Below are 23,971 nucleotides of genomic sequence, written 5' to 3' on the forward strand. Positions count from 1 at the left end.
CAATTTTTTATTGACGCCTCTTTAAACGTCGCCTACTTGATGATAAATTACCCATATAGAGCAATTTTTAACCGCATCTCGAGAACATTTTCGATTCGGGATTAGGATAATTGCCTAAATAATTGCCCCGGCACGCTTGGGGCAGACAGCAAAAGACAACGCTGTCAAAAAAGAATTCCCACCGCGGGAATGACACGGCAGGGAAGCTACCGGAACTCCGGAAAAACGTATTACTAGCCAAACCGCTTGCGAGACCATGAAATACCTGATTTTTGCTCTGCTGATGTTGGCGCCGCTGTTCGCCTCCGCCACGATCAAACCCGTCGACCAGGTGGTCGTCTACAAATCCAAGGGACTGATGCAACTGAAACGCGACGGCCGTGTGGTCAAGAGCTACAAGGTCGTGTTCGGCGAGAACCCCAGGGGTCACAAGGTCCAGCAGGGCGATGAGCGCACGCCGGAGGGCCGCTATACCCTCGACTGGAAGAACCCCAAGAGCCGTTTCTACCGCTCCATTCATATCTCCTACCCCAACAAGCGCGACCGCGCCCGCGCGGCCCGCCTGGGTGTGGACCCGGGCGGCGATATCATGATCCACGGCATGAAGCCGCAGTGGAGGGGCATGGAGCAATACCTGCAGAAGATGAACTGGACCGACGGCTGTATCGCCGTGACCAACCGCGAGATGGACGAGATCTGGGCGATGGTGAAGACACCGACGCCGATCGATATCTACCCCTGAGTCCAGACTCACTCCCCAACAATCGCGCGGGCCACAACTGGCCCGCGCTGTCGTTCAGGCGCCCCTTACCAGTTTCGTCCGCGCAACCTGCGCCAGCTTCAGATAGATCACCTCGTAACTGGCCGGCAGGCCCGCAGCGCTGCGCAGCGGCTCATAGGCCTCCGCCAGCCGGCGCAGCTTTCCTCGGACCATCAGCCCGCGCCCGGCATCGCGATTCACATTGTGTGCGCCGACGCTCTTCAGCTCTCGCATCAGTTCCCGCACGCTATCGAAGTGCAGCACCCTCTCTTCGATACGCAGCTCGCCCGGCAGGCCGCTTGCAGCAGCGGCACTGATCCACTCGCTCCGGGACAGGAAACGGTTTACATGCACACCGTCGTCCACCCGGCTCCAGCTGTCCTTCAGTTCGCTCAGCGTGCCCGGTCCCAGGGTCGCCACCAGGCAGCGGCCGCCATCCGCCAGCACCCTGTTCAATTCCGCGAACAACTGCGGCAGCCTGTAGCACCACTGCAGCGCCATGCTGGAAAAGACCAGATCCACGCTGCCGTCTGCCAGGGGTAATTGCTCGGCATCAGCGGCGATATGGAAATCCGCCACCGGCCGCTCGCTGCGCGCGAATTGCAGCATGCCCTCGGCCAGGTCCAGGGCGATAATGCGCGCCTGTGGAAAGCGCCGGCGCAGCAGCTCGCTGCCGTAACCGGTACCGCTGCCCAGATCGAGGATTGTCTTCGGTGCCCGGACGCTGTCGGCTTCGCTGAGCAGCTGGCGGCAGACGGCGCGCTGCAGATGCGCGGCACTGTCGTAGTTTTGGGCTGCGCGGCCGAAGGATCTGGCTACCGCGCTCTTGTCGAACGGCGATTCGTCGGGTTGTACCGGGCGAACCCGGGATTCGCCCCCAGGGGTCTGGTGCAAAAACTCGCGCAGCTTTTCGGCAATCCATTCGGGCCGGGATATCTGCGGCGCGTGACCGCAGCCGGGCAGTATCTCCACGGCTGTGCCCAGTGCACGGACTTGTTCCGCTGCCGCAGCCGGTACCAGAGTATCTTTTTCACCGAACAGGTGCAGCGCCGGCACCGATATCTCTTTCAGGGTTTCGCGGTTATCCAGGTTGCCGAGACAGTCCAGTGCCTGCAGCCAGGCACCATCTATCGACTGCGGTCGCCACTGTTTCAACTGCTTCAATACCGCACGCATCGCAGCGTCGCCGCGGGCCTGCAGGCCGCAGAATGTTTCCCAGGTCGATTGCGGCCCATCGTGCACCGACTGCCGGAATGTGGCGAAGGTCTCTCGATCCATACCGGGCCAGTCTCCGCGCTGCACGAAGTTGGCGTTGGCGGCGATGGTAAGCAGCGACGATATTTTTTCCTGCCCGGGCAGTGCCGCCAGGCGCGCGGCCAGCATGCCACCGAGGGAGTGGCCCACCAGCAGGCAGCTCTGCGGCAGCTGTTCGTAGAGCTGCTGCAACAGTGCTTCTTCACCGGGCCAGGGCTGGCCGGAATTGTTGCCGAAACCGGGCAACTCAAGCACCGCAATCGAACCGTTGGGGCCAAACTCCGGTCGGGCCGACAGCGCATCGAGCAGCGGCTGCCAGATACGCTTGTCGCAGCCCCAGCCGTGCACGAATACCAGATTCACGATGTCACCGCTGGAAAAGTGCGCAGGGATTCTGCCAGCGCTACAAGCAGTTGCTCAATCTGCGCCTCGCTGTGATTGGCACTCAGCGTAATGCGCAGCCGCGCCGTGCCGGCGGGCACTGTCGGCGGCCTTATGGCGCCGACCAGGAAACCCCGCTCCTGCAGCTCGGCGGCGACGGTCACTACCTTTTTTTCACAGCCGAGCAGCAGCGGCTGTATCGCGCTGGCGGATTGCGCCAGCGGCAGTTCGAGCCCCGCCGCGCGCGCGCGGAAAAACTCGATATTGCGGCCGAGGCGCACACGCCGCTCGGGCTCCCGCTGCATTACGTCTATCGCCACCAGGCAACCGGCGGCCACCGCCGGCGGCATGCCGGTGGTATAGATATAGGGGCGCGCGAACTGCACCAGGAAATCGATCAGCTCCCGCGAGCCGGCGACAAAGGCACCGGCGTTGCCGGCGGCCTTGCCCAGGGTCCCCATCATTACCGGTACTTCGTCCTGGGTCAGCCCGGCGGCGGCGATGCTGCCGGCCAGCGGAAACTGTTCGCTGCCCACTAATCCGCCCATGGTGCCGAAGCCGTGGGCCTCATCCACCATCAGCCAGGCATTGTGTTTGCGGCACAGTTCGGCCATCTGTGCCAGCGGCGCCAGGTCGCCGTCCATGCTGTAGACGCCGTCCACCGCCACCAATGTGTTGCCGCCGTTTTGCGCCGCGCGCTCGAGCTGTCGCTCGAGGCCGTCCAGGTCATTGTGGGGGAAGCGCAGGCTGGCGGCGCTACTGAGGCGCGCGCCGTCGATCAGGGAAGCGTGGTTGAGCCGGTCGGAAATGATGTTGTCGCCGCGACCGACCAGCGCGCAGATGGTGCCGATATTGGCCATATAGCCGCTGGAGAAGACCAGTGCCGCTTCGCGTCCGGTGACATCGGCTATGGTGTCCTGCAGTTGCTGATGAATCCGCAGGTGGCCGTTGACCAGGTGCGAGGCGGTGGTGCCGGCGCCGAGGCTGGCGCCAGACTGCTGCGCGGCAATCACGTCCGGGTGGGTGGCCAGGCCCAGGTAATCGTTGCTGCTGAAGGTCAGCAGTGCGCGACCGTCCACGATCGCCCGCGGCCCCGGCGCGGCGTCCAGGGTTTTCAGTTGGCGATAGAGGTTCTGCGCGCGCCGCTCGTCGAGGCGCCGGCGCAGCGTCTCGGTCAGTGTCATTTTGCCGCGTCGTAGAAATAGGGATCGCTCTGCTGTTCGGAGATCTGCGCCTGCAGCTCCGCCTCTACTGCCACTTCGTCCTCGTACTGCTGGTACTCCTCGGGCTGGATGCCGAGGCGGGCGAACAGTTGCATGTCTTTATTCGCCTCCGGATTGCCGGTGGTCAGCAGCTTTTCACCGTAGAAAATGGAGTTGGCACCGGCGAGGAAAGCGAGAGACTGCATCTCGTCGTTCATGGACTCGCGGCCGGCAGAGAGTCGCACATGGGATTTCGGCATCATTATGCGGGCCACGGCAATGCAGCGAATAAACTCGAAGGGATCCAGGTCTTCGTTGTCCGCCAGCGGCGTGCCAGCCACTTTCACCAGCATATTGATGGGTACAGATTCCGGGTGATCCGGCAGGTTGGCCAGCTGCATCAGCAGGCCGGCGCGATCCTTTTCCCCCTCACCGAGGCCGATGATGCCGCCGGCGCAGACCTTCATACCCGCCGCGCGCACGTTCGCCAGGGTATCCAGGCGGTTCTGGTAGGTGCGGGTGGTGATGATCTCGCCGTAATATTCCGGCGAGGTATCCAGGTTGTGGTTGTAGTAATCGAGGCCGGCATTCGCCAGGTCCTGAGCCTGCTCGTCGGAGAGCATACCCAGGGTCATGCAGGTTTCCAGCCCCAGTGATTTCACCTCTTTGACCATCTGGGTGACATAGGACATGTCCTTTTTCTTCGGCGAGCGCCAGGCGGCGCCCATGCAGAAGCGGGTGGCGCCGCTGGCCTTGGCCGCGCGGGCCTCCTCCACCACCTTCTCCACCTTCATCAGTTTTTCCCGCTCCAGGCCGGTATCATAGCGGGCGCTCTGCGGGCAGTAGGTGCAGTCCTCCGGGCAGGCGCCGGTTTTGATGGAGCAGAGGGTGCTCACCTGCACCCGGTTCGCATCGAAGTGCTGGCGGTGCACCTGCTGGGCGGTGAACAGCAGGTCGTTGAACGGCAGTGCGAACAGGTCCAGTACCTGCTGGCGGGTCCAGTCGTGGCGACTCTTGTTGTAATCGACGGAGGCTAGGGGCATTTGCTGGGCGGCAGTCACTGGGCTTAATTCTCCCCGGTAGTTATCGTTGTAGGAGCGGCCCATGGCCGCGATCGGAAAAGCCGGCCGGTAAAGAGCCCGAAAGATTGATCGCGGCCATGGGCCGCTCCTACAGTTGTGATCGGTGCATCGAAGCCGCCAGTGTAGCGGGGGCCGGTTCGCTGTCAACCAGAGGGCCAGGGAATGGTTTACAGACCGCTAACTCACTTTTCGTCACTTTTTTCCCCGCCGCGTCTGGCGGTCTGCCTGCTGTGCGGCGACATGGCCAGCCACAGCGGCCTCTGCGCGCCCTGTGCCGCCGAGTTGCCCTGTCTGCACAGCGCCTGTATGCGCTGCGCCCTGCCACTCGCTGCGGGGGCGAATGTCTGTGCCCGCTGCCTGCAGCAGCCGCCCTTTTTCGCCACCGCCAGCGCCGCCTGGCACTACGCCTTTCCCATTGGCCAGCTGGTGCAGCGCTTCAAATACCGCAATGATCTCGCCGCCGGCCACAGCCTGGCGCAGCTGGCCGCCGAGCATCTCTCCCCGGGAATAGAGCAGCCGGACCTGCTGGTGCCAATACCTCTGCACTGGCGCCGCTACTGGAGTCGCGGCTACAACCAGGCGCAGCTGATCGCGACCGAGTTCGGCCGCCGCTGGCGGATTCCGGTCGATGCGCGCCTGTTGCGCAAGCTGGCCGGTGGCGACACCCAGCAGCAGCTGAAGCGGGCGCAGCGACTGCGCAACCTGAGGGGAAGTTTTGTCGCCAGCCGCCCCGTCGATGGCCTGCATATCGGCCTGGTGGACGATGTCATCACCACCGGCGCCACCCTGGATGCCGCCGCCCGCACCCTGCTCGATACCGGCGCGGTAAAGGTCAGCGCCTATACACTGGCCAGAACACCCTGATTGGTCGGCCCGACCGGACATGGACCGAAATAGACATTCCCGTCACAATTACGCTCGAAGCGGAATTGGGCGCCAAATGCATCCAAGGACCGGGCCAGATGCGGCGCCGGTCGCAATAGCCGCAATTTTCAGGGCTGGCACCCGCGCCTCAACCGGGGGCCGGCACTGCTAAGGTTTAAATTAGTGACTAGTCGCTCGCGCTTCGTTTGCCGCGAGCCGGGGAAATCAGCGATGAGTGAAAACAAGCTGCCGCGGAGCATAGTAATCAGCGGCACCGGCCTGTGGACGCCGCCGGAGTCGATCAGCAACGAGGAGCTGGTGGACGCCTACAACGCCCACGCGGCCCTCTACAACCGCAAAAATGCCGCGAAAATCGAGGCCGGCGAACTGGCGGCAAAACCGGAGTCCTCGGCGGAATTTATCGAAAAGGCCTCGGGCATCAAGAGCCGCTTTGTGGTCAGCCGCGAAGGCATACTGGACCCGGAGCGCATGCGCCCCTACCTGCCGGAGCGCGCCGAAGACGAGCTGTGCCTGCAGGCGGAAATGGGCCTCAAGGCCGCAAAGCTGGCGCTGGAGAAGGCGGGCAAGAAGCCCGAAGATATCGATATGGTTGTCGTCGGCGCCTCCTACCTGCAGCGCGCCTATCCCGCCATCGCCATTGAGACCCAGGGAGCCCTGGGTATCGACGGCTTCGCCTTCGATATGGAAGTGGCCTGCTCCTCCGCGACCTTTTCCCTGCAGCGCGCCGTGGATGCCATCAGTTCCGGCGCCGCGCGCGCGGTGCTGGTGATCAATCCGGAACTGGCCTCGCCCCAGGTGGATTACACCGATCGCGACAGCCACTTTATTTTCGGCGACGTGGCCGTGGCCAGTGTTGTGGAGCGGCGCGAGAGCTGTAGCGCTGACAGCGCCTGGGAGGTGCTGGGCACCAGGGCAAAGACTGTCTACTCCAACAATATCCGCTCCAACTTCGGCTACACCGCCCGCGCCGCAGACGTGGATCCTTTCGGCCCAGGCAAGCTGTTCCGCCAGAACGGCCGCAAGGTGTTCAAGGAAGTCTGCCCCATGGCCGCCGCACATATCGAGGATCACGTGCGCGAGGCCGGCAGTGAACCGGCGGAGGTGCGCCGCTACTGGCTGCACCAGGCCAACATCAATATGAACAACCTGATCGCGAAGAAGCTGATGGGCGACGGCGCCAACGAGGAGCGCGCCCCCATAGTACTGGACCGCTACGCCAACACCGGCTGCGCCGGCTCCGTGATCGCCTTCAACCTGCACAGTGACGACCTGCAGCCCGGCGACCGCGGGGTTATCTGCTCCTTCGGCGCCGGCTATTCGATCGGCAGCCTGGTGGTGGAGAAAATCGCCCTTTGAGCTGCCGCGCGAGACTGAAGGGCCGGGATAACGCCTGGCCTTTTTACATTTTCAGCGGCAGTTGCTATCGATTGCCCATCGCCCTGTCCAGGCGCAACGCATAGCAGCCGTAGGCGGCAAAGCGCAGCAGTGCGAAGTCGATATGCTCCCGGGCAAAATACTCGGCCACTTTCTCTTCAATCTGCTCCGGCGTCACCAGTTGCGCCGCCGCTATATCCTCTTCCGCACTGTAGGCACGCAGCACCAGTTGCGCGCCCGCTTTCCAATAATCCCCGGCGCTGTTGTTCGGCAAAGGCAGCTCAATCCGGGCTGCGGGCTTTTCCTCGGCTTGCGCCAGCACGAACACAGGTCCGTATTCCCGATAGGGCCCGGGGCGCGTGAAGGGACAGTAGCTGGCCAGCAGGATTTTCTCCCCCGGCCGCGCCCGCCGCAGCGCATCGCGGCAGGGCTCGCCGCCCTCGGCCACTATCTGCCGCACTGGCTGCTCCAGGTCGTCCAGGCCTGTCTCCCTGGCTTTGCGCAAAAAATTTTCGCGGATGGGGGTTACTGTGTAAATCATGGCTGCGCTCTTCCCGCTTGTTGTGGAGAGAGGCAGGGTATTGGATGGCAACCGCCGATACCGGCCGGATTCGGAAGTCGCATTGGGCAAATCGCGGAGGGGGTCGCTACTGTTTATCCGGCTCTCCCAGTTTCCGCAGCATCTTCTCCCCCCACTCGATCCAGGTTCTCTCCGCCTCTATCCCCAGCAGCAGTGTCTGGTGTGCCAGCCAGTACTGTTCCTGCAACTTCGGGTCGCTGTGCAGAACCTTCTCATTCTGCTCGAGATAGCTGTCCAGCAACGCGCGGTGCTGATCCAGCTGTCGCTGCACCGCATCCTGCGCCTGTTCGCGACTCAGATGGTGGCCGGCGAACAACTGGATCAGGAAGGGCTCGCGAATCTTCTGCGCGGGAGGTGGCTGCTGCACCCAGGCTCGCAGTGCCTCGCGGCCTCTGTCGGTGAGGCTGTAGATTTTCTTGTCCGGCTTGCCGGCCTGGGGCTGCTCGGTACAGTCCAGCAGGCCCTCGTCGTGCAGCCTGTGCAATTCGCGGTACATCTGCTGGTGGCTGGCGCTCCAGAAATGGGACACGCTGCGCTCGAAACGGCGTTTCAGGTCGTAGCCACTGCCGGGCTCTATATCCAGCAGGGTGAGGACGGCGTAGCGCAGGGACATGGGGGCTCCGATCGGACTATGCAAAGAATTGCATATTAATCCCTGCGGCCGGCGGTGACTATGTGACCGCCCGGACAGATTTAAAATATTCAGATTACTAAAAACTGTAACAATAGGATGGTTATATCGATATTGCGATTATATTGATATGAAAGACTAGATTTTACACAAGTAGTGGATATAATCGCCTGCCGTAATTGGCCGCAACTTTCCCGGAGTCGCGGCCCGCTGTACCCAGAGAGCTGTACCCCCATGTCCGCCACTGCGCCCGCCGATACCATAGCCCCGGAAACCGCCGCCGGAAGCGGCGCGGACACCCCCGCGCGCCGCCGCGAGCTGCTGCTGGACATAGTTGCGATGAACAGCTTTTCCTGGGCCATCGCCGTACCCATAGAACTGGTGCTGGCGGGCATGAGCTGGCAGGAGCACCTGAAGGTGCGACTGCTGGCGGTGATCTTCAATACGCTGATCGCGCGGCCGTTCAGCCTCTACCGCAACTGGGTGATGGGCCGTTTTGGTGGCCGCGGCACCCTGCACGCCTACCTGGTGGACACCTTCGTGTTCCTGAGTTTCCAGTTGCCGCTTTACCTGGGCAATATGTATCTCGGCGGCGCCAGCTGGGCGGAGATGGCCACTGCCAGCGCCACCTTTATGCTGATCGCGGGCGCCCTCGGCCGTCCCTATGGAATTTATCTCGACTGGCTGCGCCGGGTATGGAAGGACAACCCCGCCATGGCAGAGCCGCGCGCGCTCGCCTGAGAGACTCTATTCGGCAAACTGCGGTAACTATCGGCCACCACCAGTTAGCACTCACGTACACGCGACTGCTCGCCCAGCGGCAAATTTCACTTGTATGCACCGCCGGATTGCAGTATCAAACTGACCTGAAACCTCTGGAGGTACGACTCAAAACAATAAAAGCGGACTGCTGGATTTAGTCCGCGCCAACACAACTGGTAACAAGGATGACCAAGACCATTACCCGCGGGGAAGCCCATTCTCCCGGCTTTGCCCTGCGCGCCGCTACCCTCGGCGGCCTGGCGAGTGCTAGCACCCTGTGGTCGGCAGCTGCCGCTGCGGCCTCTCCCTCCCTCACCGATACCCAGGTCGCCCTGCTCTGGCCGGCGCTGCTCGCCACTGCGCTGCTGGCGATTTCGGCATTGGCCCTGTCTCTGTGGTTGCGCCTGGGCCGGGAGACCGCAGAGGCCACACAGAGAGCCTCGGCCCAGAAAATCGACAACAGCAACCTCCACCGCCAACTGCAGTCCTACAGCACCGAGCTGTCCTCCCGTGAAAAGCAGCTGGCCGAGGCGCGCAAAAACCTCGAGCGGCAGCGGCAGGAAAACACCGACATGCTGGCGATCATCGGCCACCATCTGCGCCAGCCCCTGGAGGCACTGCGCGGCACCCTGGGCCTGCTCGCGCGCAGCGGCGCCAGCGAAACCACACAGCTGGTGACGATGGCACAGCGCCAGCTGCAAACTGCCATTAAGTCGATGGAGGAACTGCAGAAATGCGACGGGCTGGAGACTGTCGAGTTGAAGCTGCCGGCTCAGCAGCCGAAGGCGGAAAGCCGGCCACTGTCGATACTGCTGGTGGAAAACGACAACGATGAATCCCTGCGCAACGCACTGGAGAGCCGCGGCCACAGGGTGCAACGGGAAAACAATGGTGTCGACGGCGCCGACGCGGCGCTGCAGAAGGAATTCGACCTGATACTGATCGACAGCCACCTACCGCTGATGGACGGTGTCGAGGCGACGCAGAAGATTCGCCGCGGTGCCGGGCGCGAGCTGCCGATCTTCGCCCTGCTCCGCGAACCGCGCGCCGGCGACAGGGAGCGCTATCGGGACCGCGGCCTGACCGGCGTACTGGCGCGCCCGGTCTCCGACTTCCAGCTGCAACAGCTGCTCAGCTGGGCCGGTCGCCGCGCACGCGACACCGGCGAACAGAAGCCGGCGCGCCCCACGCGCCTGCTCAACACCAGTACCCTGTGCCGGCAGCGGGACACCCTCGGCCACCTGCCGTTTGCGGAGCTGCTCAGCGACCGCAGCGCCACACTGCCGAAGAGAACCACCGCACTCACCAGCGCCCTCACCGGCCGCCACTGGCCGGACGCCGAGCACCAGGCCCAGGCCATTGCCGCCAGCGCCGAGGAGTTAGGCCTGGAGGCGGTGGCCGCGCGCCTGCGCGCCCTGGCCGCGCGCCTGTCGATCGACAGCGAGCGGGAGTACTGCCGCCACCAGCGTACCGAGCTGCTGAACCTGATGCGTGCCTCCGTCCAGCAGTTGAAGGCCTGGCGCGAGGAGAATGTGCACACCGAGTGGGCGCTGAGGTGAGCCCGGGGGCGGCCGAGTTGAAGCTTGAATATCTGCAGGCCGCCCGCACACTATTGAACTGATATTCCTGCGAGAAGAAGAACCATGACCGAGCAGTATCCCACCAGGACCCAGGAAGCCCGCGAGCAGAGCGGTAGCGACCTGGCCACCCTCGTCTACCTGATCCAGGCCATCAGCCTGTTCACCGCCGTGCCTTTTTTTGTCGGTGTGCTGATCAACTATTTCAAGCGCGGCGACGTGCGTGGCACCCTGGCCGAATCCCATTTCCGCTGGCAGATACGCACCTTCTGGTTCTGGCTGCTGTGGACGGTGATCGGCTCACTGACCTGGTGGCTGCTCGGCCTGGGCTTTGTGATCCTGGGCATCGCCTGGGTGTGGGCTGTCTACCGGGTAATCCGCGGCTGGCTGGCGCTGGCGGATAACCGCCCCGCCTATTGATCCACTCTGCACCTGCAACTGTGCAGAAACTGGGCGCGGCATAAGGCCGCGCTGCCCTCAACTCCCGTCCGTTTCGATACAACTGAAACTTTCCCGGATCACAGCCGGGCTCCCACTCCTGTAATCGTCTTCAAATCCCCAATTTGCATAAGAAATTAAGTCCCGCGCGATTGAAGCCGCGGAACTTGCAAGATTGTTTCTGCCTGTTTACCACAGGATATGACATTCATTTCAGTATTTTCGTGTAATTAGTAGCTGCTGTGCGAAATTGAAAACCAGTTCAACAAACGCGACTCCGAATGCGCCAAAAAATAGCGAAATCCAGGGATTTTCAGCAAGTAGCGCCGTTGAAGCATCCCGCCGCAGCGACGCTTAACCGCCGAAATATGCGAAGATGTGCGCCTCGTTCTTCCAGGGAGAAAAGCTTCGTGAACCAGGATAAAAATGCCCCTCTGCGGGAGGACGTGCGCCTGCTCGGTGAAGAGCTGGGTGCAGTACTGCGGGAACAGGCCGGTGAGCCACTGTTCGACACCGTTGAAACCATTCGCCAGGCGGCGGTGGAAAGCCGCAGCCAGGGGGAGATGCAGGTCGACCGACTGCGCGAACTGCTGGATCCCCTCGACGATGCAACCCTGCTGGAAGTCGCGCGCGCATTCAGCCAGTTCCTCAACCTGGCCAATATTGCCGAGCAGCGCCACCGCGAGCGGCTGCACCGACATCACCAGCGATTTCCCGGCGATCCCGATACCGACCGCGGCCTGCGCCAGGTGCTGGCGGAGCTGAACAATGCCGATATCGACCGGCAGAATATTCGCACGGTACTGGAGGGACTCTCCGTCGAGCTGGTGCTCACCGCCCACCCCACAGAAGTCACCCGCCGCACACTGATCCGCAAATACGACCGGGTCGCCGACCTGCTCACTGCCCTGGACAGGCCGGACCTCACCCAGGAGGAGCTGGAAGACCTGCGCCGTCACCTGCGCGAACAGATTCTCTCTGCCTGGAGCACCGACGAGATCCGGCGCGAGAGACCCTCGCCGGTGGACGAGGCCAAGTGGGGCTTTGCCACCATCGAACAGTCCCTGTGGCAGGCTGTTCCACAGGGCATGCGGGAAATAGAGGCGGAGCTGGAGCTGGCCGGGCTGCCGCCGATGCCGGTGGACTGGGTGCCCATCCGCTTCGCCTCCTGGATGGGCGGGGATCGCGACGGCAACCCGAATGTCACCGCCGCGGTGACCCGCGAAGTGCTGCAGCTGGCCCGCTGGATGGCGGCGGACCTCTACCTGCGGGATGTGGAAAACCTGCTGGCCGACCTGTCGATGCACAGGGCCAGCGACGAACTGCTGGCGCGCACCGGCCCCAGCCACGAACCCTATCGCCTGGTATTGCGCAGTGTCCGCGATCGCCTGCGCACCACGCGCGCGCAGATGGAAGCGCGGGTCAACGGGCAACCGGAACCCGGGGGCGAGGGCTTCACCAGCGGCCGGCAACTGTTCGACGAGCTGAGCCTGATCGACCGCTCCCTGCGCGCCGTCGGCCTCGCCGCCATCGCCGACGGCCAGCTCAAGGACACGCTGCGCCGCCTCAACTGCTTCGGCATCACGCTGCTGCGCCTGGATATCCGCCAGGAATCCACCCGTCACACAGAGGCGCTGGACGCCATCACCCGCTACCTGGGGCTGGGCGGCTACGCGGACTGGGACGAAGCGCAGAGGATCCGCTTCCTGCTCTCCGAGCTGGACAGCCGTCGGCCACTGGTTGACGAGGCCTTCTACAGCAGCGACTTCTGCGAAGACGATGTAGCGCAGGTACTGGAAACCTGCCGGGTGATCGCCGAGCAGGGGCCGGAGGGACTGGGCGCCTACGTCATCTCCATGGCCAGGACATCTTCCGATGTACTGGCGGTCATGCTGCTGCAGAAGATCGCCGGCGTGCGCCGGCCGATGCGCGTGGTACCGCTGTTCGAGACCCTCGACGACCTCGACAATGCCGCCGCCACCATGAGCGCGCTGCTCGATATCCCGCTGTACAAGCAGCGCGTGCTCGACGGCCAGGAAGTGATGATCGGCTATTCCGATTCCGCCAAGGATGCGGGCTTCCTGGGCGCGGCCTGGGCCCAGTTTCGCACCCAGGAACAGCTCACCACCATTTTCAGGAACCACGGCATTCCGCTGACGCTGTTCCACGGCCGCGGCGGATCCATTTCCCGCGGCGGCTCGCCCACTCGCATGGCGCTGCTGTCGCAGCCCCCGGGGTCGGTGGCGGGCCGAATCCGCGTCACCGAGCAGGGCGAAATGATCCGCTTCAAGTACGGCCGCCCCAAGGTGGCGGCCTACAACCTGGAACAGTATGTGGCCGCCACCCTTGAGGCCACGCTGATGCCGCCGGCACAGCCGCGCGCAGAGTGGCGCGCACAGATGGATCGCCTGACCGAAGTGTCGGTGGGCAGTTACCGCCAGGTAGTGCGCGACGATCCGGCGCTGGTGGCCTACCTGCGCACCGTGACACCGGAGACCGAACTCAGCCGCCTGGCCCTGGGCAGCCGGCCGGCGCGGCGCAAGCCCGGCGGCGGCGTGGAGACGCTGCGCGCCATTCCCTGGGTCTTTGCCTGGACGCAGATTCGCCTGATGCTGCCGGCCTGGCTGGGAACCGGCGCGGCACTGGAGAGCGCACTGAAGCACGCCGATGAGACTGACACCCTGCGCGCGATGAACGAGAACTGGCCCTTCTTCCAGGGTGTCGTGGATATGCTGGAGATGGTGCTGGCCAAAACCGACACCCGTGTCGCCTCCTGGTATGAAGAGCGCCTCACCGGCGAGAGCGAACTGATCCGCCTCGGCGACACACTGCGCGAGCGCCTGGCCCACACGGTGAGCGCGCTGCAGCGGCTCACCGGTCGGGAGAGTCTGTTGGACAATAATCCGGTAATGCGCTGGTCCATCCGCGTGCGCGACCCCTACACGGATCCGCTGCACCTGCTGCAGGCGGAGCTGATGGCGCGCCTGCGCGAGCGGGAGACAGATCCGCTACTGGAGAGCGCCCTGATGGTCACCATCGCCGGCATAGCCGCGGGGATGCGCAATACGGGGTGATGGGCGGAAGCCTGGAAGGGAGCGGTCCGGCCGCTCCCGGATGGGACTTGCCTTAGAAATTACCGGTCAACGCCAGCATAAACAGGTCCGGCGGCAACAGTTGGCCGTTGACCTGCAACTGGCCCCGGTCCACCTGCAGGTGCATCTGCAGCTCGCCGTTGTCCTCCAGCAGCAGTCCGTACTGGCGCAGCATCATCACCTGACCCACCAGCGGCGACTGTATCAGTGCCTGCTCCGCGGCGCTGAAAGTCATGGAACCGGTCAGCGGCACCAGCCACTGATCCACGGCATTGTCGGCCCGCCGCCCCCTCGACCGCATGCCGCGCCAGTCGACATCCGCATCCACCAGAATCGGCCCGTTGCGGGATTGCACCGCCAACTGCTGCTGCAGTTGCAGCGGTCGCTGCATGGTCTGCGGCCAGTCGCGCTCGGCGGCCGGCAGCAGGGCGCGCAGGTAGTGCCCCAGGTCGGCGGCGGCAATCTGCGGCAGGGTCATCTGCTGCTGCAGCGAAGTCACCGGCGTGGCCGATTGCACCTGCGGCAGCTGCAGGTCGCTGACCAGCTTCAACCTGCCCGCGGCCAGCTGCTCCAGGTTCAGCTTGAGGCTGACATCGCGCAGTTCCAGCGGGCCGGATTCGGCTTCGCCGCGCAACAGCGGCAGCTGCAGTGAGATATCGCCCCCCCTGCCGGGAACAAACTGGAATTCGCCGCTGGCCGGCTCGGTAAACAGCTTCTCCTGCCCGCCCCGGGTCTGCTGCAGTGAGCCTATCTGCAGCGTGCCGGTCAACAGGGCACCGCTGTAGTCGGTCTCGATCAGTACCTCGCCACCGTCGAACACCAGTTCGCCGCTGCCATCGCTGCGCCTGAAGGGCTCCAGGCGCAGATGGTTGATCACCCGGTTGTCCGCCTTGACCAGGGACTCCAGTACCAGCGGGCTCTGCTCCAGGCGACCGTAGATCTTCTCCAGCTGGGCGCGCAGCTGCGGGGCCAGCTGCTCCAGCGACAGGCGCGTCTCGCTGTACACGAGACCGATGCGCGGGCCGCGGGCGGTCAGCAGCAGCGGGCCGTGGTGGATATCCGTATGCAGCTGGGTGCTGCCCTCGGGGCTCTCCAGCTCGGTGCTGGTCTCGGCGCCGAACCAGCCGCGCCGGTAGTCGGCAATACTGCCGCCCTGCAGCCGACCCAGCTGCTGCTTCCAGATTTCCTCGACCTTGGGACCGATAAATCCGGGCGCGGCCAGGGCGGTGGCCACGGCGAGGCCGAGCAGGGAGAAGAGGGACAGGCGCAGTAGTTTCATGGCAAACATTCGATCGGGACAGGTTGCGCCGATGTTAGCAAATTCTCGTGTCTACCGTAGGGTGCGCCGTGCGCACCGCTCGGGCCAATGGTGCGCACGGCGCACTCTACCGGCATGAATCAGGCGGTCAGCGCCCTGGCCACGCGGGAATTACTCTCGCGCCCCAGTTCGGTGGAGATAAAGTTGCCGGCGTCCGCCAGCAGTTGCAGATCCACACCCGTGTCTATGCCCAGGCCATCCAGCATATAGAGCACATCCTCGCTGGCCACGTTGCCGGATGCGCCCTTCGCATAGGGACAGGCGCCGAGGCCGGCCACGGCGGGATCCACCACAGCCACACCCCTCTGCCGCGCCGCGTAGGTGTTGGTCAGCGCCTGGCCGTAGGTATCGTGGAAGTGCACCGCCAGCTTTTCCAGCGGCACCTTGGCGCTGACCTGTTCGATCATGCGCTTGGCCGCTTCCGGTGTACCCACGCCGATGGTGTCGCCGAGGGAGATCTCGTAGCAGCCCATCTCCAGCAGCGCGCCACTCACTTCGGCGACCTTGAGTGGATCTATCTCGCCCTCGTAGGGACAGCCGAGCACACAGGAGACATAGCCGCGCACCGGAATGCCGTCGCGCTGCGCCTGCTCCAGCAGAGGACGGAAGCGCTCCAGGCTCTCGGCGATGGTGCAGTTGATGTTTTTCTGGGTGAAGGCCTCTGACGCTGCGCCGAACACGGCCACCTCGTCCGCCTTCGCCGCCAGCGCGCGCTCGTAGCCTTTCATATTTGGCGTCAGCGCGCTGTAGACGGTGCCGGTTTTTCTCCGGATGCCCGCCAGTACCTCCTCGCTCGCCGCCATCTGCGGCACCCATTTCGGGCTGACAAAGCTGCCCGCCTCGATCACCGGCAGGCCGCTGCCACTGAGCCGGTCTATCAGCGCTATGCGGGTGTCGACGGAGATGGGTTGCTTCTCGTTCTGCAGGCCATCGCGGGGGCCCACCTCGACCATTTTTACCTGTTTCGGAAGGCTCACCTTACTCCTCCTCGAAGTCGATCAGCAGGCTGCCGCCGTCCACCAGCTCGCCCTCGGCGCAGAAAAACTGCTGTACCGTGCCGGCAGCTGGGGCGCGCAGTGTGTGCTCCATTTTCATCGCCTCCATCACCAGCAGCGGCTGGTCCTTCTCGACCTGCGCGCCCGGTTCCACCAGCAGTGCGATGATGGTGCCGTTCATCGGCGCCTCAAGGCCGTGGGCGCTATCGTCGCTCTCACCGATATCCGGTGGCAGCAGCTTGAATTCCACCTGGGTGCCGTCGATAAAGATGACACCGCCGTCCCCGGTGTCGACGCAGGAGAAATTCAGCCGGCGGCCGTCCACCAGCGCCAGTCCCCCCCCTTCCAGCACGCGAATCTCGCCGCTCTTGATGTCGCCGTCGAGGGCATCGCACTGCCACTGCACCGAATCGCCGGTGGCGATAAAGCTGATCTCTGCGTGCTGACCGCGATAGTCGACATTGTGCGCGCGCCTGGCGGCGAGACCGGAGCGCCAGTTGTCGCCGCTGTGCCAGGGGGAGTGCGGATCCGACGCGGGTGCGGATTCACGCATATCCTGCCTCTCGCGCCGATTCAGGTATCCGGCGATGGCGGCGCATTTCAGCGGCGTCAGCTGCTGTTCCCGCTGCAGGATTTCCGCCTCGTAGTCCTCGATAAAATGTGTGGTGACACGGCCGCTGGCGAAGGCACCGTGGTTGATGACCCGGCGCAGGAATTCGATATTGTGGCGCACGCCGGCGATCTGGTACTGCTGTAGCGCGCGATCCAATTTCGCCAGCGCCTCCTTGCGAGTGCGGCCGTGGCAGATCAGCTTGGCGATCATCGGGTCATAGTGCACGCTGATCTCGTCGCCACTCTGCACACCGGTATCCACCCGCACGCTCTCGCTCGCTTTCGGCGGCCGGTGGCGAACCAGGGTTCCGGTGGCCGGCAGGAAGTCGTTGTCCGGATCCTCGGCGTAGATACGCACCTCGAAGGCGTGGCCGAGTATATGCAGGTCGTCCTGCTGCAGCGGCAGCGGATCGCCGGCGGCGACCGCCAGCTGCCAGGCCACCAGGTCCTGGCCGGTAATCATCTCGGTGACCGGATGCTCCACCTGCAGGCGGGTATTCATTTCCATGAAATAGAAGGCACCGCTGGCATCCAGCAGGAACTCCACCGTGCCGGCGCCGACATAGCCGATGGCGTGGGCCGCGCGCAGGGCCGCCTCGCCCATGCGCGCGCGCAGCTCCTCGGACAGGCCCGGCGCCGGCGCCTCCTCGACCACCTTCTGGTGGCGGCGCTGTACCGAACAGTCGCGCTCGAACAGGTAGACACCGTTGCCCTTCTGGTCGCAGAACACCTGGATCTCCACGTGGCGAGGACTGAGCACATAGCGCTCCAGCAGCATCAGGTCGTCGCCGAAGGCGTTCATCGCCTCGCGCTTGGCAGCTTCCAGGGCGCTGTGGAATTCATCCGCGCTGTCCACGCGGCGCATACCCTTGCCGCCACCGCCGGCGGCGGCCTTCAGCAGCACCGGATAGCCGATGCGGTTGGCGTGCCCCTCGAGGATGTCGGCATTCTGGTTGGTACCGTGATAGCCGGGCACCAGCGGTACCTTGGCCTCTTCCATGATGCGCTTGGCGGCGGACTTTGAGCCCATGGCATCGATGGCGCCGGCGGGCGGGCCGACAAAGATAATACCGGCGCTGTCGCAGGCGCGACAAAACTGCGCGTTCTCCGACAGGAAGCCGTAGCCGGGGTGTATCGCATCGGCACCGGTGTGCCTGGCCGCATCGAGGACTTTATCGATATCGAGATAGGAATCCTTCGCCGGCGCCGGCCCCAGGCGTACCGCCTCGTCGGCCAGCTGCACGTGCAGCGCGTCGGCATCCGCGTCGGAGTAGACGGCCACAGTGGCCACGCCGAGGCGGCGGGCTGTGTCGATGATGCGGCAGGCAATTTCGCCGCGGTTGGCAATTAACAGTTTGCGAATCATAGAGAATCCGGAAAATTATTTGTCGCTGCTATTCATCCAGTTGGGCGCACGCTTCTCGAGGAATGCGCCCAGGCCCTCCTGCCCCTCCGGGGATACGCGCACCGCGGCGATCAGCGCGCTGGTCTGGCCCTGCAACTCCTCGTTGACCACGCGGTTGGACATGGACATGGCCAGCTGCTTGGCCATGGACACGGCGCGTGGGCCATTGTCGGTAATCGCGTTCACCAGTTTCTGCACTTGCAGATCCAGCTCTCCCTCGGCGCAGACTTCCGACACCAGGCCTATCTGCTGCGCGCGCTCGGCGGAAAAGCGTTCGGCGGTGACGAAGTAGCGCCGCGCCTGGCGGGTACCCACGGCATTGATTACGTAGGGGCTGATAGTGGCCGGCAACAGGCCTATTTTCACTTCGGACAGACAGAAACTGGCGCGTTCACTGGCCACCGCCATGTCGCAGCAGCTGACCAGGCCGACGGCGCCACCAAAGGCGGCGCCCTGCACCCGCGCAATGGTCGGCGCGGGGAAGGTGTCCAGCTTGTACAACATGGCCGCCAATGCGGCAGCGTCGCGGCGGTTCTCCTCTTCGGAGTAGTTCGCCATGCGCTTCATCCAGTTCAGGTCGGCGCCGGCGGAAAAGCTCTTGCCGTTGGAAGCCAGCACCAGTGCGCGTATCGAAGTGTCCCGCGCCAGGCGGTCGAAGGTCTCACCCAGTTCACGGATTAGTTCGTCGTCGAAGGCGTTGTGAATTTCCGGCCGGTTCAGGGTGACCGTGGCCACGCCTTCGCTGTCGATTTCGGTTAGCAGCTTGTCGCTCATTGTGAATTCCTTGTTTCCTGCGCGCCTGTTCGTTTACTTGTAGGAGCGGTCCGGCCGGGAGCGGCTCATGGCCGCGATCAATCTATCAGAGCTCTCTGGAATCCGATCGCGGCCACGGGCCGCTCCTACGGCGTACTGCCCGAGTTACATGCGGAAGACGCCGAACTTCGTTTCCTCCGGCTCCTTGTGGCTGGCCGCAGCCAGGCACAGTCCCAGCACGCGGCGGGTATCCGCCGGATCAATCACACCGTCGTCCCACAGGCGCGCGGAGGCATAGTAGGGGTGGCCCTGGTGCTCGTAGTCATCGACGATCGGCTGGCGGAAATCCTGCTCCTCGTCCTCGCTCCAGGATTCACCGCGGGCCTCCATCTGGTCGCGTTTCACCTGCGCCAGCACGCCGGCGGCCTGTTCGCCGCCCATGACCGAGATGCGCGCATTGGGCCACATGAACAGGAAATTCGGATCGTAGGCGCGGCCGCACATGCCGTAGTTGCCGGCACCGAAGGAACCGCCGATCAGGATTGTGATCTTCGGCACCTTTGCCGTCGCCACCGCGGTCACCATCTTGGCGCCGTGCTTGGCAATGCCGCCGGCCTCGTACTGCTTGCCCACCATAAAGCCGGTGATGTTCTGCAGGAATACCAGCGGAATATTGCGCTGGGCGCACAGCTCGATAAAGTGCGCGCCCTTCTGCGCGCTCTCGGCAAACAGAATACCGTTGTTGGCGACTATGCCCACCGGGTAGCCGCAAATGCGCGCAAAGCCGGTCACCAGGGTGGTGCCGTAGAGGGCCTTGAATTCATCGAATTCGGAGCCGTCGACGGTGCGGGCGATAATTTCGCGCACATCGTATGGCTGGCGAGCATCGCTCGGCACCACGCCGTATATTTCCTCCGGCGGATAAATCGGCTCGATCGGTTTGTGGATATCCAGGCCCAGATGCTTGATGCGATTCAGACGGCTCACCGAGCGACGCGCCAGCTGCAGTGCGTGCACGTCGTTATTGGCGTAATGGTCGGACACACCGGAAGTGCGGCAGTGCACCTCGGCTCCGCCCAGCTCCTCCGCAGACACCTCTTCACCGGTGGCGGCCTTCACCAGCGGCGGGCCGGCGAGGAAAATCGTCGCCTGCTCCTTCACCATGATGGATTCGTCGGCCATGGCCGGCACATAGGCGCCGCCGGCGGTGCAGCTGCCCATCACCACGGCGATCTGCGGGATGTTTTTTGCCGACAGGTTGGCCTGGTTGAAGAAGATGCGACCGAAATGCTCGCGGTCCGGGAATACATCGTCCTGGCGCGGCAGGTTGGCGCCGCCGGAATCCACCAGGTAGATACACGGCAGGTTGTTCTGCTCGGCAATGGTCTGCGCGCGCAGGTGTTTTTTTACCGTCAGCGGGTAGTAGGTACCACCTTTCACCGTTGCATCGTTGGCGACGATGACGCAGGGCTGGCCGGACACTGTGCCGATACCGGTAATGATACCCGCGGCCGGGACCTCCTCACCGTAGACGTCGTGGGCGGCCAGCTGGGAAAATTCCAGGAAGGGGCTGCCCGGATCCAGCAGTGCGTCTATGCGATCCCGCGGCAACAGCTTGCCGCGCGACTGGTGTTTTTCCCGCGCGCGCTCGCTGCCACCCAGGGCGATCTTCTCGACTTTCCCACGCAGGTCCGCGACCAGTTTCTGCATCTGCTCGCGGTTATCCGCGAAGGCGGCGTCGCGGGTGTTAATTTTGCTCTGTAGCTGGTTCATAAACTCTGATTCGCTTTTTCAGAGAAGAGATTCTTTGTAGGAGCGGCGAGGCGGCCGTCCGCCCATGGCCGCGAGCCATGTCCGAGCGGCAGTAAGCGGCTGTTTGATAGAGCGATCGCGGCCATGGGCCGCTCCTACAGTACACATTTAATCCGAGCCTCGAAAATTACCGAGTCTCATTGAACAGCTCGCGGCCGATCAGCATACGGCGGATTTCCGAGGTGCCGGCGCCGATTTCGTACAGCTTGGCATCGCGCAGCAGGCGGCCGGTGGCGTACTCGTTGATATAGCCATTGCCGCCCAGGGTCTGGATGGCCTGCAGGGCCATCTGCGTGGCGCGCTCGGCGGTGAACAGTATCACCGCGGCGGAGTCCTTGCGCGAGTCCTCGCCGCGGTCGCAGGCTTTTGCCACCGCATAGAGATAGGCGCGGCTGGCATTCAGGTCCGCGTACATATCCGCGATCTTACCCTGCATCAGCTGGAATTCGCCGATCGCCTTGCCGAACTGTTTGCGCTCGTGCACATAGGGCACCACCACATCCAGGCAGGCTTGCATGATACCCACGGGACCGCCGGATAGAATGGTGCGCTCGTAGTCGAGGCCGCTCATCAACACGCGCACGCCGCCGTTCAGCTCACCGAGGATATTCTCTTCCGGCACCTCGCAATCCTCGAACACCAGTTCGCAGGTGTTGGAACCGCGCATACCCAGCTTGTCGAGCTTCTGCGCCTGGCTGAAACCGGGGAAATCCCGCTCGACGATAAAGGCGGTGATGCCACCGGAGCTGACACCCGGCTCGGTGCGCGCGTAGATCACATAGGTGTTGGCGTCGGGGCCATTGGTGATCCACATCTTGTTGCCGTTGAGGATAAAGCGGTCGCCCTTCTTCTCCGCGCGCAGCTGCAGGCTGACCACGTCGGAGCCGGAATTGGGCTCGCTCATTGCCAGCGCGCCCACGTGCTCACCGGAGCACAGTTTGGGCAGGTATTTCTCTTTTTGCGCCTGGGTGCCGTTCTTGCGAATCTGGTTGACACACAGATTGGAGTGGGCACCGTAGGACAGGCCGACGGACGCGGATGCGCGGGAAATTTCCTCCATCGCTACCGCGTGAGCCAGGTAGCCCATGTTGGAACCGCCGTACTCCTCCTCGACGGTCATGCCCAGCAGGCCCAGCTCGCCGAATTTTTTCCACATATCCGCCGGGAACAGATTGTCCTCGTCGATCTGCGCCGCGCGCGGCGCCAGTTCTGCCTGGCTGAATTTGTAGACCATATCGCGCAGCATATCGATCTCTTCGCCGAGATCGAAATTCAGGGTCGGGTAGGAGGTGTTCATAGCGACTCCGTAAGTGAGTTATCTCGTCAATTTTCAGAATTCTGTTTCAGCGAGGCACGGGCGCGCGCCTCCGCCTCATCCAGCTCGCCCATCAGGCTCTGGATATCGCGCAGCTGCTGTTCGAGCTGCGCGCGCTTCTGTTCTATATGCAGCAGCAACCGCTGCAGCTGCTCCACGTTGCCGTGGGCCGGGTCGTACATATCGATGATTGCCCGGCTCTCGTCGAGGGAAAAACCCAGCCGCTTGCCGCGCAGTATCAGCTTCAGGCGCACCCGGTCCTCGGGACTGTAGATGCGGGTCTGGCCGCGCCGTGCCGGCGCAATCAGGCCCTTGTCCTCATAGAAGCGGATGGCGCGGGTAGTGATACCGAATTCCCGCGCCAGCTCGGAAATGCTGTAACTGGCGGGCTCGACGGCTTTGGCTTCGGGTTTCATGGCAACTTCCTCTGGACGCGCTGAAGCCTAGCAAGAGTTTACGTTAACGTAAACGTCAACTTCGTGACAAAAACAGACCCTCGCCCAGCAACTGGTCACCGGACAAGGGGAATCCTGTTACAGGGGAAGTCTAGGCGTTGAGCAGTTGGCGCAGCTGGTTGTCCAGCAACTTCTGGTAAGCCGGCACCAGGCCGGTCACTTCGGCGCCCCAGCTGGCGCCGTGGCACTGGATGCGCCCCTCGAGGGATTCCGCCTCGAGCAGATCCGGATGCAGTGACAGGCCGCGCCCCTGGGCGAGCAGCTGCTCGCCGGAGAAGTCGAAGGCATCAGATCGCGCCGACACCACAGCCAGCGCCAGTTTCAGGCCGGTAGCGCGGCTGGCGCCCTGCAGCTCACGCAGCAACAGGCCGCAGCAGACGGCGCGGAAGGCGGCGTCGTCGCCACTGAAGCCCAGCCCCTGCTGTGGGCCGGCGTGCTTCAGCGGTCGCGCGTCGTAGATACGCCTGAGCAGCTGCAGCCGCTCGTCCAACTCCAGCTGCAGCTTTTCCAGGGCACTGCGACTCAGCTGATTGGCCAGTTGGGCCCAATTCAAAGGACGGATATAGAGGCCCACGGCGACCTCCGGTTCCGGCCGCGGCTGGGGCGCGGATCCGACCTCCACGACCGGCACGGGGCGGCGCCGGCTGCCGGCGCTCGATGACAGAAGCGCTGTCGCCGTCAGCGCTGCAGCGGCACTGAACGGCAGCGCAAAAACCAGGCTCAACAGCAGGCTGGCCCAGGGAAACTCGACGCCACTGCCCGGCAGCAAATGTACGGTGACACTGCCGGCAATACTGTCGTGCAGCACGACTGGTGCACTGACAGTCTCGCCCGTCTCGGTGTCGCCCACCTGTGCCAGGGTGTTGGACTCCACGTCCTGCACCGCTATGCCGCTGATCGCCGGCAGCCTCAACAGCTGCTGGGCCAGCAGCTGCATGCTGATGCGGTCGCCGGCGACGATGCGCTCCAGGCTCTGGCCGGCCAGGAAGGCCGCCGCGGCCTCCGCCGAGGCCCTGTCCCGCGCGGCGGCCACCGACTTCTGCTGGCCGTAGTAGTGGCCCAGGGCCGCAGTGCAGAAGAGCGCCAGCACCAGCCAGATGACGCCGGCCAGCAATTGCTGCTGGGTGCGCTGGGGCAACTGTGCCAGTAGCTTGGGCAGGCTCGTCGAAAACAGGGTGGCAAACGAAGCAAACATAGGAGCGGTGGTTTTTGTCGTTGTGAGGGATGATTTTAGCGAATAATGCGAGCGGGGCTATAATGCTGCGCCTCCGACTTCCGCAACTAGACA

Annotated in this window: 20 protein-coding genes; 7 read left to right on the top strand and 13 right to left on the bottom strand. The window is 63.7% G+C overall.

What is annotated here, in order from left to right; genetic code table 11:
* Positions 1 to 256 precede the first annotated feature (256 nt).
* Positions 257 to 742 carry a L,D-transpeptidase family protein gene (locus IG627_RS02935; protein WP_193189770.1) on the top strand — a complete coding sequence of 162 codons (486 nt, stop codon included), beginning with the start codon at positions 257 to 259 and terminating at the stop codon, positions 740 to 742.
* Between the two features lie 54 nt (positions 743 to 796).
* On the opposite strand, the gene bioC is transcribed toward IG627_RS02935, so the two are convergent.
* Genes bioC through bioB form a run of 3 tightly spaced genes read right to left on the bottom strand, consistent with a single transcriptional unit; the run spans position 797 to position 4,640 of the window.
* Positions 797 to 2,377 (bottom strand): malonyl-ACP O-methyltransferase BioC, encoded by a 1,581-nt coding sequence (gene bioC / locus IG627_RS02940; RefSeq protein WP_319024481.1) that lies wholly within the window; start codon positions 2,375 to 2,377, stop codon positions 797 to 799.
* Complete coding sequence (gene bioF, locus IG627_RS02945) at positions 2,374 to 3,579, bottom strand: 8-amino-7-oxononanoate synthase (RefSeq protein WP_193189772.1); 1,206 nt, start codon at positions 3,577 to 3,579, stop codon at positions 2,374 to 2,376. The genes bioC and bioF overlap by 4 nt, the downstream gene beginning before the upstream one ends.
* Positions 3,576 to 4,640, bottom strand: a complete 1,065-nt coding sequence (gene bioB / locus IG627_RS02950) for a biotin synthase BioB (protein ID WP_193189774.1) — start codon at positions 4,638 to 4,640, stop codon at positions 3,576 to 3,578. Before bioB ends, bioF begins: the two co-directional genes overlap by 4 nt.
* A gap of 201 nt (positions 4,641 to 4,841) precedes the next feature.
* Here bioB and IG627_RS02955 point away from each other — a divergent pair, with 201 nt between their 5' ends.
* Together IG627_RS02955 and IG627_RS02960 are read left to right on the top strand one after the other, a co-directional pair.
* On the top strand, positions 4,842 to 5,543 hold the full coding sequence (locus IG627_RS02955; RefSeq protein ID WP_193189776.1) for a ComF family protein: 702 nt from the start codon (positions 4,842 to 4,844) through the stop codon (positions 5,541 to 5,543).
* Positions 5,544 to 5,774: 231 nt separating this feature from the next.
* On the top strand, positions 5,775 to 6,920 hold the full coding sequence (locus tag IG627_RS02960) for a beta-ketoacyl-ACP synthase III (RefSeq protein WP_226864655.1): 1,146 nt from the start codon (positions 5,775 to 5,777) through the stop codon (positions 6,918 to 6,920).
* A 64-nt stretch (positions 6,921 to 6,984) separates the two neighbouring features.
* Here the strand turns inward: IG627_RS02960 and IG627_RS02965 are convergent, their stop codons facing one another.
* A complete protein-coding gene (locus IG627_RS02965) occupies positions 6,985 to 7,479 on the bottom strand; it encodes a DUF1203 domain-containing protein (protein WP_193189778.1) in 495 nt (164 codons plus the stop codon).
* 106 nt (positions 7,480 to 7,585) lie between these two features.
* Complete coding sequence (locus IG627_RS02970; RefSeq protein WP_193189780.1) at positions 7,586 to 8,131, bottom strand: PadR family transcriptional regulator; 546 nt, start codon at positions 8,129 to 8,131, stop codon at positions 7,586 to 7,588.
* Between the two features lie 252 nt (positions 8,132 to 8,383).
* On the opposite strand from IG627_RS02970, the gene alaE reads away from it, so the two are divergent.
* The 4 genes from alaE to ppc all read left to right on the top strand — a co-directional run bounded on the left by alaE (position 8,384) and on the right by ppc (position 14,000).
* The gene (gene alaE / locus IG627_RS02975; protein WP_193189782.1) at positions 8,384 to 8,890 is read left to right on the top strand and encodes an L-alanine exporter AlaE; all 507 of its coding nucleotides are present in this window, start codon (positions 8,384 to 8,386) and stop codon (positions 8,888 to 8,890) included.
* A gap of 206 nt (positions 8,891 to 9,096) precedes the next feature.
* Positions 9,097 to 10,470, top strand: coding sequence for an ATP-binding response regulator (locus IG627_RS02980; protein ID WP_193189784.1), 1,374 nt, complete (start codon positions 9,097 to 9,099; stop codon positions 10,468 to 10,470).
* An 84-nt stretch (positions 10,471 to 10,554) separates the two neighbouring features.
* Positions 10,555 to 10,908: a DUF4870 family protein gene (locus tag IG627_RS02985; protein ID WP_193189786.1), complete on the top strand. Its 354-nt coding sequence runs from the start codon at positions 10,555 to 10,557 to the stop codon at positions 10,906 to 10,908.
* Between the two features lie 428 nt (positions 10,909 to 11,336).
* Positions 11,337 to 14,000 carry a phosphoenolpyruvate carboxylase gene (gene ppc, locus IG627_RS02990; RefSeq protein WP_319024482.1) on the top strand — a complete coding sequence of 888 codons (2,664 nt, stop codon included), beginning with the start codon at positions 11,337 to 11,339 and terminating at the stop codon, positions 13,998 to 14,000.
* Positions 14,001 to 14,052: 52 nt separating this feature from the next.
* On the opposite strand, the gene IG627_RS02995 is transcribed toward ppc, so the two are convergent.
* The 8 genes from IG627_RS02995 to IG627_RS03030 form a co-directional block, all read right to left on the bottom strand.
* Positions 14,053 to 15,297: a DUF945 family protein gene (locus IG627_RS02995; RefSeq protein ID WP_193189790.1), complete on the bottom strand. Its 1,245-nt coding sequence runs from the start codon at positions 15,295 to 15,297 to the stop codon at positions 14,053 to 14,055.
* Between the two features lie 119 nt (positions 15,298 to 15,416).
* Complete coding sequence (locus IG627_RS03000) at positions 15,417 to 16,313, bottom strand: hydroxymethylglutaryl-CoA lyase (protein WP_193189792.1); 897 nt, start codon at positions 16,311 to 16,313, stop codon at positions 15,417 to 15,419.
* A 1-nt stretch (position 16,314) separates the two neighbouring features.
* On the bottom strand, positions 16,315 to 18,309 hold the full coding sequence (locus IG627_RS03005; protein ID WP_193189801.1) for an acetyl/propionyl/methylcrotonyl-CoA carboxylase subunit alpha: 1,995 nt from the start codon (positions 18,307 to 18,309) through the stop codon (positions 16,315 to 16,317).
* Between the two features lie 15 nt (positions 18,310 to 18,324).
* Complete coding sequence (locus IG627_RS03010) at positions 18,325 to 19,122, bottom strand: enoyl-CoA hydratase/isomerase family protein (RefSeq protein WP_193189803.1); 798 nt, start codon at positions 19,120 to 19,122, stop codon at positions 18,325 to 18,327.
* Positions 19,123 to 19,266: 144 nt separating this feature from the next.
* A complete protein-coding gene (locus IG627_RS03015; RefSeq protein ID WP_193189805.1) occupies positions 19,267 to 20,874 on the bottom strand; it encodes a carboxyl transferase domain-containing protein in 1,608 nt (535 codons plus the stop codon).
* A gap of 166 nt (positions 20,875 to 21,040) precedes the next feature.
* Positions 21,041 to 22,210: an isovaleryl-CoA dehydrogenase gene (locus IG627_RS03020; RefSeq protein WP_193189807.1), complete on the bottom strand. Its 1,170-nt coding sequence runs from the start codon at positions 22,208 to 22,210 to the stop codon at positions 21,041 to 21,043.
* Positions 22,211 to 22,236: 26 nt separating this feature from the next.
* Positions 22,237 to 22,644 carry a MerR family transcriptional regulator gene (locus tag IG627_RS03025; protein ID WP_193189809.1) on the bottom strand — a complete coding sequence of 136 codons (408 nt, stop codon included), beginning with the start codon at positions 22,642 to 22,644 and terminating at the stop codon, positions 22,237 to 22,239.
* A 130-nt stretch (positions 22,645 to 22,774) separates the two neighbouring features.
* Entirely contained in the window at positions 22,775 to 23,878 is a 1,104-nt protein-coding gene (locus tag IG627_RS03030; protein ID WP_193189810.1) for a hypothetical protein, read from the bottom strand.
* Positions 23,879 to 23,971: the final 93 nt, after the last annotated feature.

It is taken from the genome of Microbulbifer taiwanensis, from assembly GCF_014904815.1.
GTDB lineage: Bacteria > Pseudomonadota > Gammaproteobacteria > Pseudomonadales > Cellvibrionaceae > Microbulbifer > Microbulbifer taiwanensis.

What these genes read in the sequence shown, in the direction of transcription:
- IG627_RS02935 (WP_193189770.1), top strand. Translation starts at nt 257, where the DNA reads ATGAAATACCTGATTTTTGCTCTGCTGATGTTGGCGCCGCTGTTCGCC.
- bioF (WP_193189772.1), bottom strand. Translation starts at nt 3,579, where the DNA reads ATGACACTGACCGAGACGCTGCGCCGGCGCCTCGACGAGCGGCGCGCG.
- bioB (WP_193189774.1), bottom strand. Translation starts at nt 4,640, where the DNA reads ATGCCCCTAGCCTCCGTCGATTACAACAAGAGTCGCCACGACTGGACC.
- IG627_RS02955 (WP_193189776.1), top strand. Translation starts at nt 4,842, where the DNA reads ATGGTTTACAGACCGCTAACTCACTTTTCGTCACTTTTTTCCCCGCCG.
- IG627_RS02960 (WP_226864655.1), top strand. Translation starts at nt 5,775, where the DNA reads ATGAGTGAAAACAAGCTGCCGCGGAGCATAGTAATCAGCGGCACCGGC.
- IG627_RS02965 (WP_193189778.1), bottom strand. Translation starts at nt 7,479, where the DNA reads ATGATTTACACAGTAACCCCCATCCGCGAAAATTTTTTGCGCAAAGCC.
- IG627_RS02970 (WP_193189780.1), bottom strand. Translation starts at nt 8,131, where the DNA reads ATGTCCCTGCGCTACGCCGTCCTCACCCTGCTGGATATAGAGCCCGGC.
- alaE (WP_193189782.1), top strand. Translation starts at nt 8,384, where the DNA reads ATGTCCGCCACTGCGCCCGCCGATACCATAGCCCCGGAAACCGCCGCC.
- IG627_RS02980 (WP_193189784.1), top strand. Translation starts at nt 9,097, where the DNA reads ATGACCAAGACCATTACCCGCGGGGAAGCCCATTCTCCCGGCTTTGCC.
- IG627_RS02985 (WP_193189786.1), top strand. Translation starts at nt 10,555, where the DNA reads ATGACCGAGCAGTATCCCACCAGGACCCAGGAAGCCCGCGAGCAGAGC.
- IG627_RS02995 (WP_193189790.1), bottom strand. Translation starts at nt 15,297, where the DNA reads ATGAAACTACTGCGCCTGTCCCTCTTCTCCCTGCTCGGCCTCGCCGTG.
- IG627_RS03005 (WP_193189801.1), bottom strand. Translation starts at nt 18,309, where the DNA reads ATGATTCGCAAACTGTTAATTGCCAACCGCGGCGAAATTGCCTGCCGC.
- IG627_RS03010 (WP_193189803.1), bottom strand. Translation starts at nt 19,122, where the DNA reads ATGAGCGACAAGCTGCTAACCGAAATCGACAGCGAAGGCGTGGCCACG.
- IG627_RS03015 (WP_193189805.1), bottom strand. Translation starts at nt 20,874, where the DNA reads ATGAACCAGCTACAGAGCAAAATTAACACCCGCGACGCCGCCTTCGCG.
- IG627_RS03020 (WP_193189807.1), bottom strand. Translation starts at nt 22,210, where the DNA reads ATGAACACCTCCTACCCGACCCTGAATTTCGATCTCGGCGAAGAGATC.
- IG627_RS03025 (WP_193189809.1), bottom strand. Translation starts at nt 22,644, where the DNA reads ATGAAACCCGAAGCCAAAGCCGTCGAGCCCGCCAGTTACAGCATTTCC.
- IG627_RS03030 (WP_193189810.1), bottom strand. Translation starts at nt 23,878, where the DNA reads ATGTTTGCTTCGTTTGCCACCCTGTTTTCGACGAGCCTGCCCAAGCTA.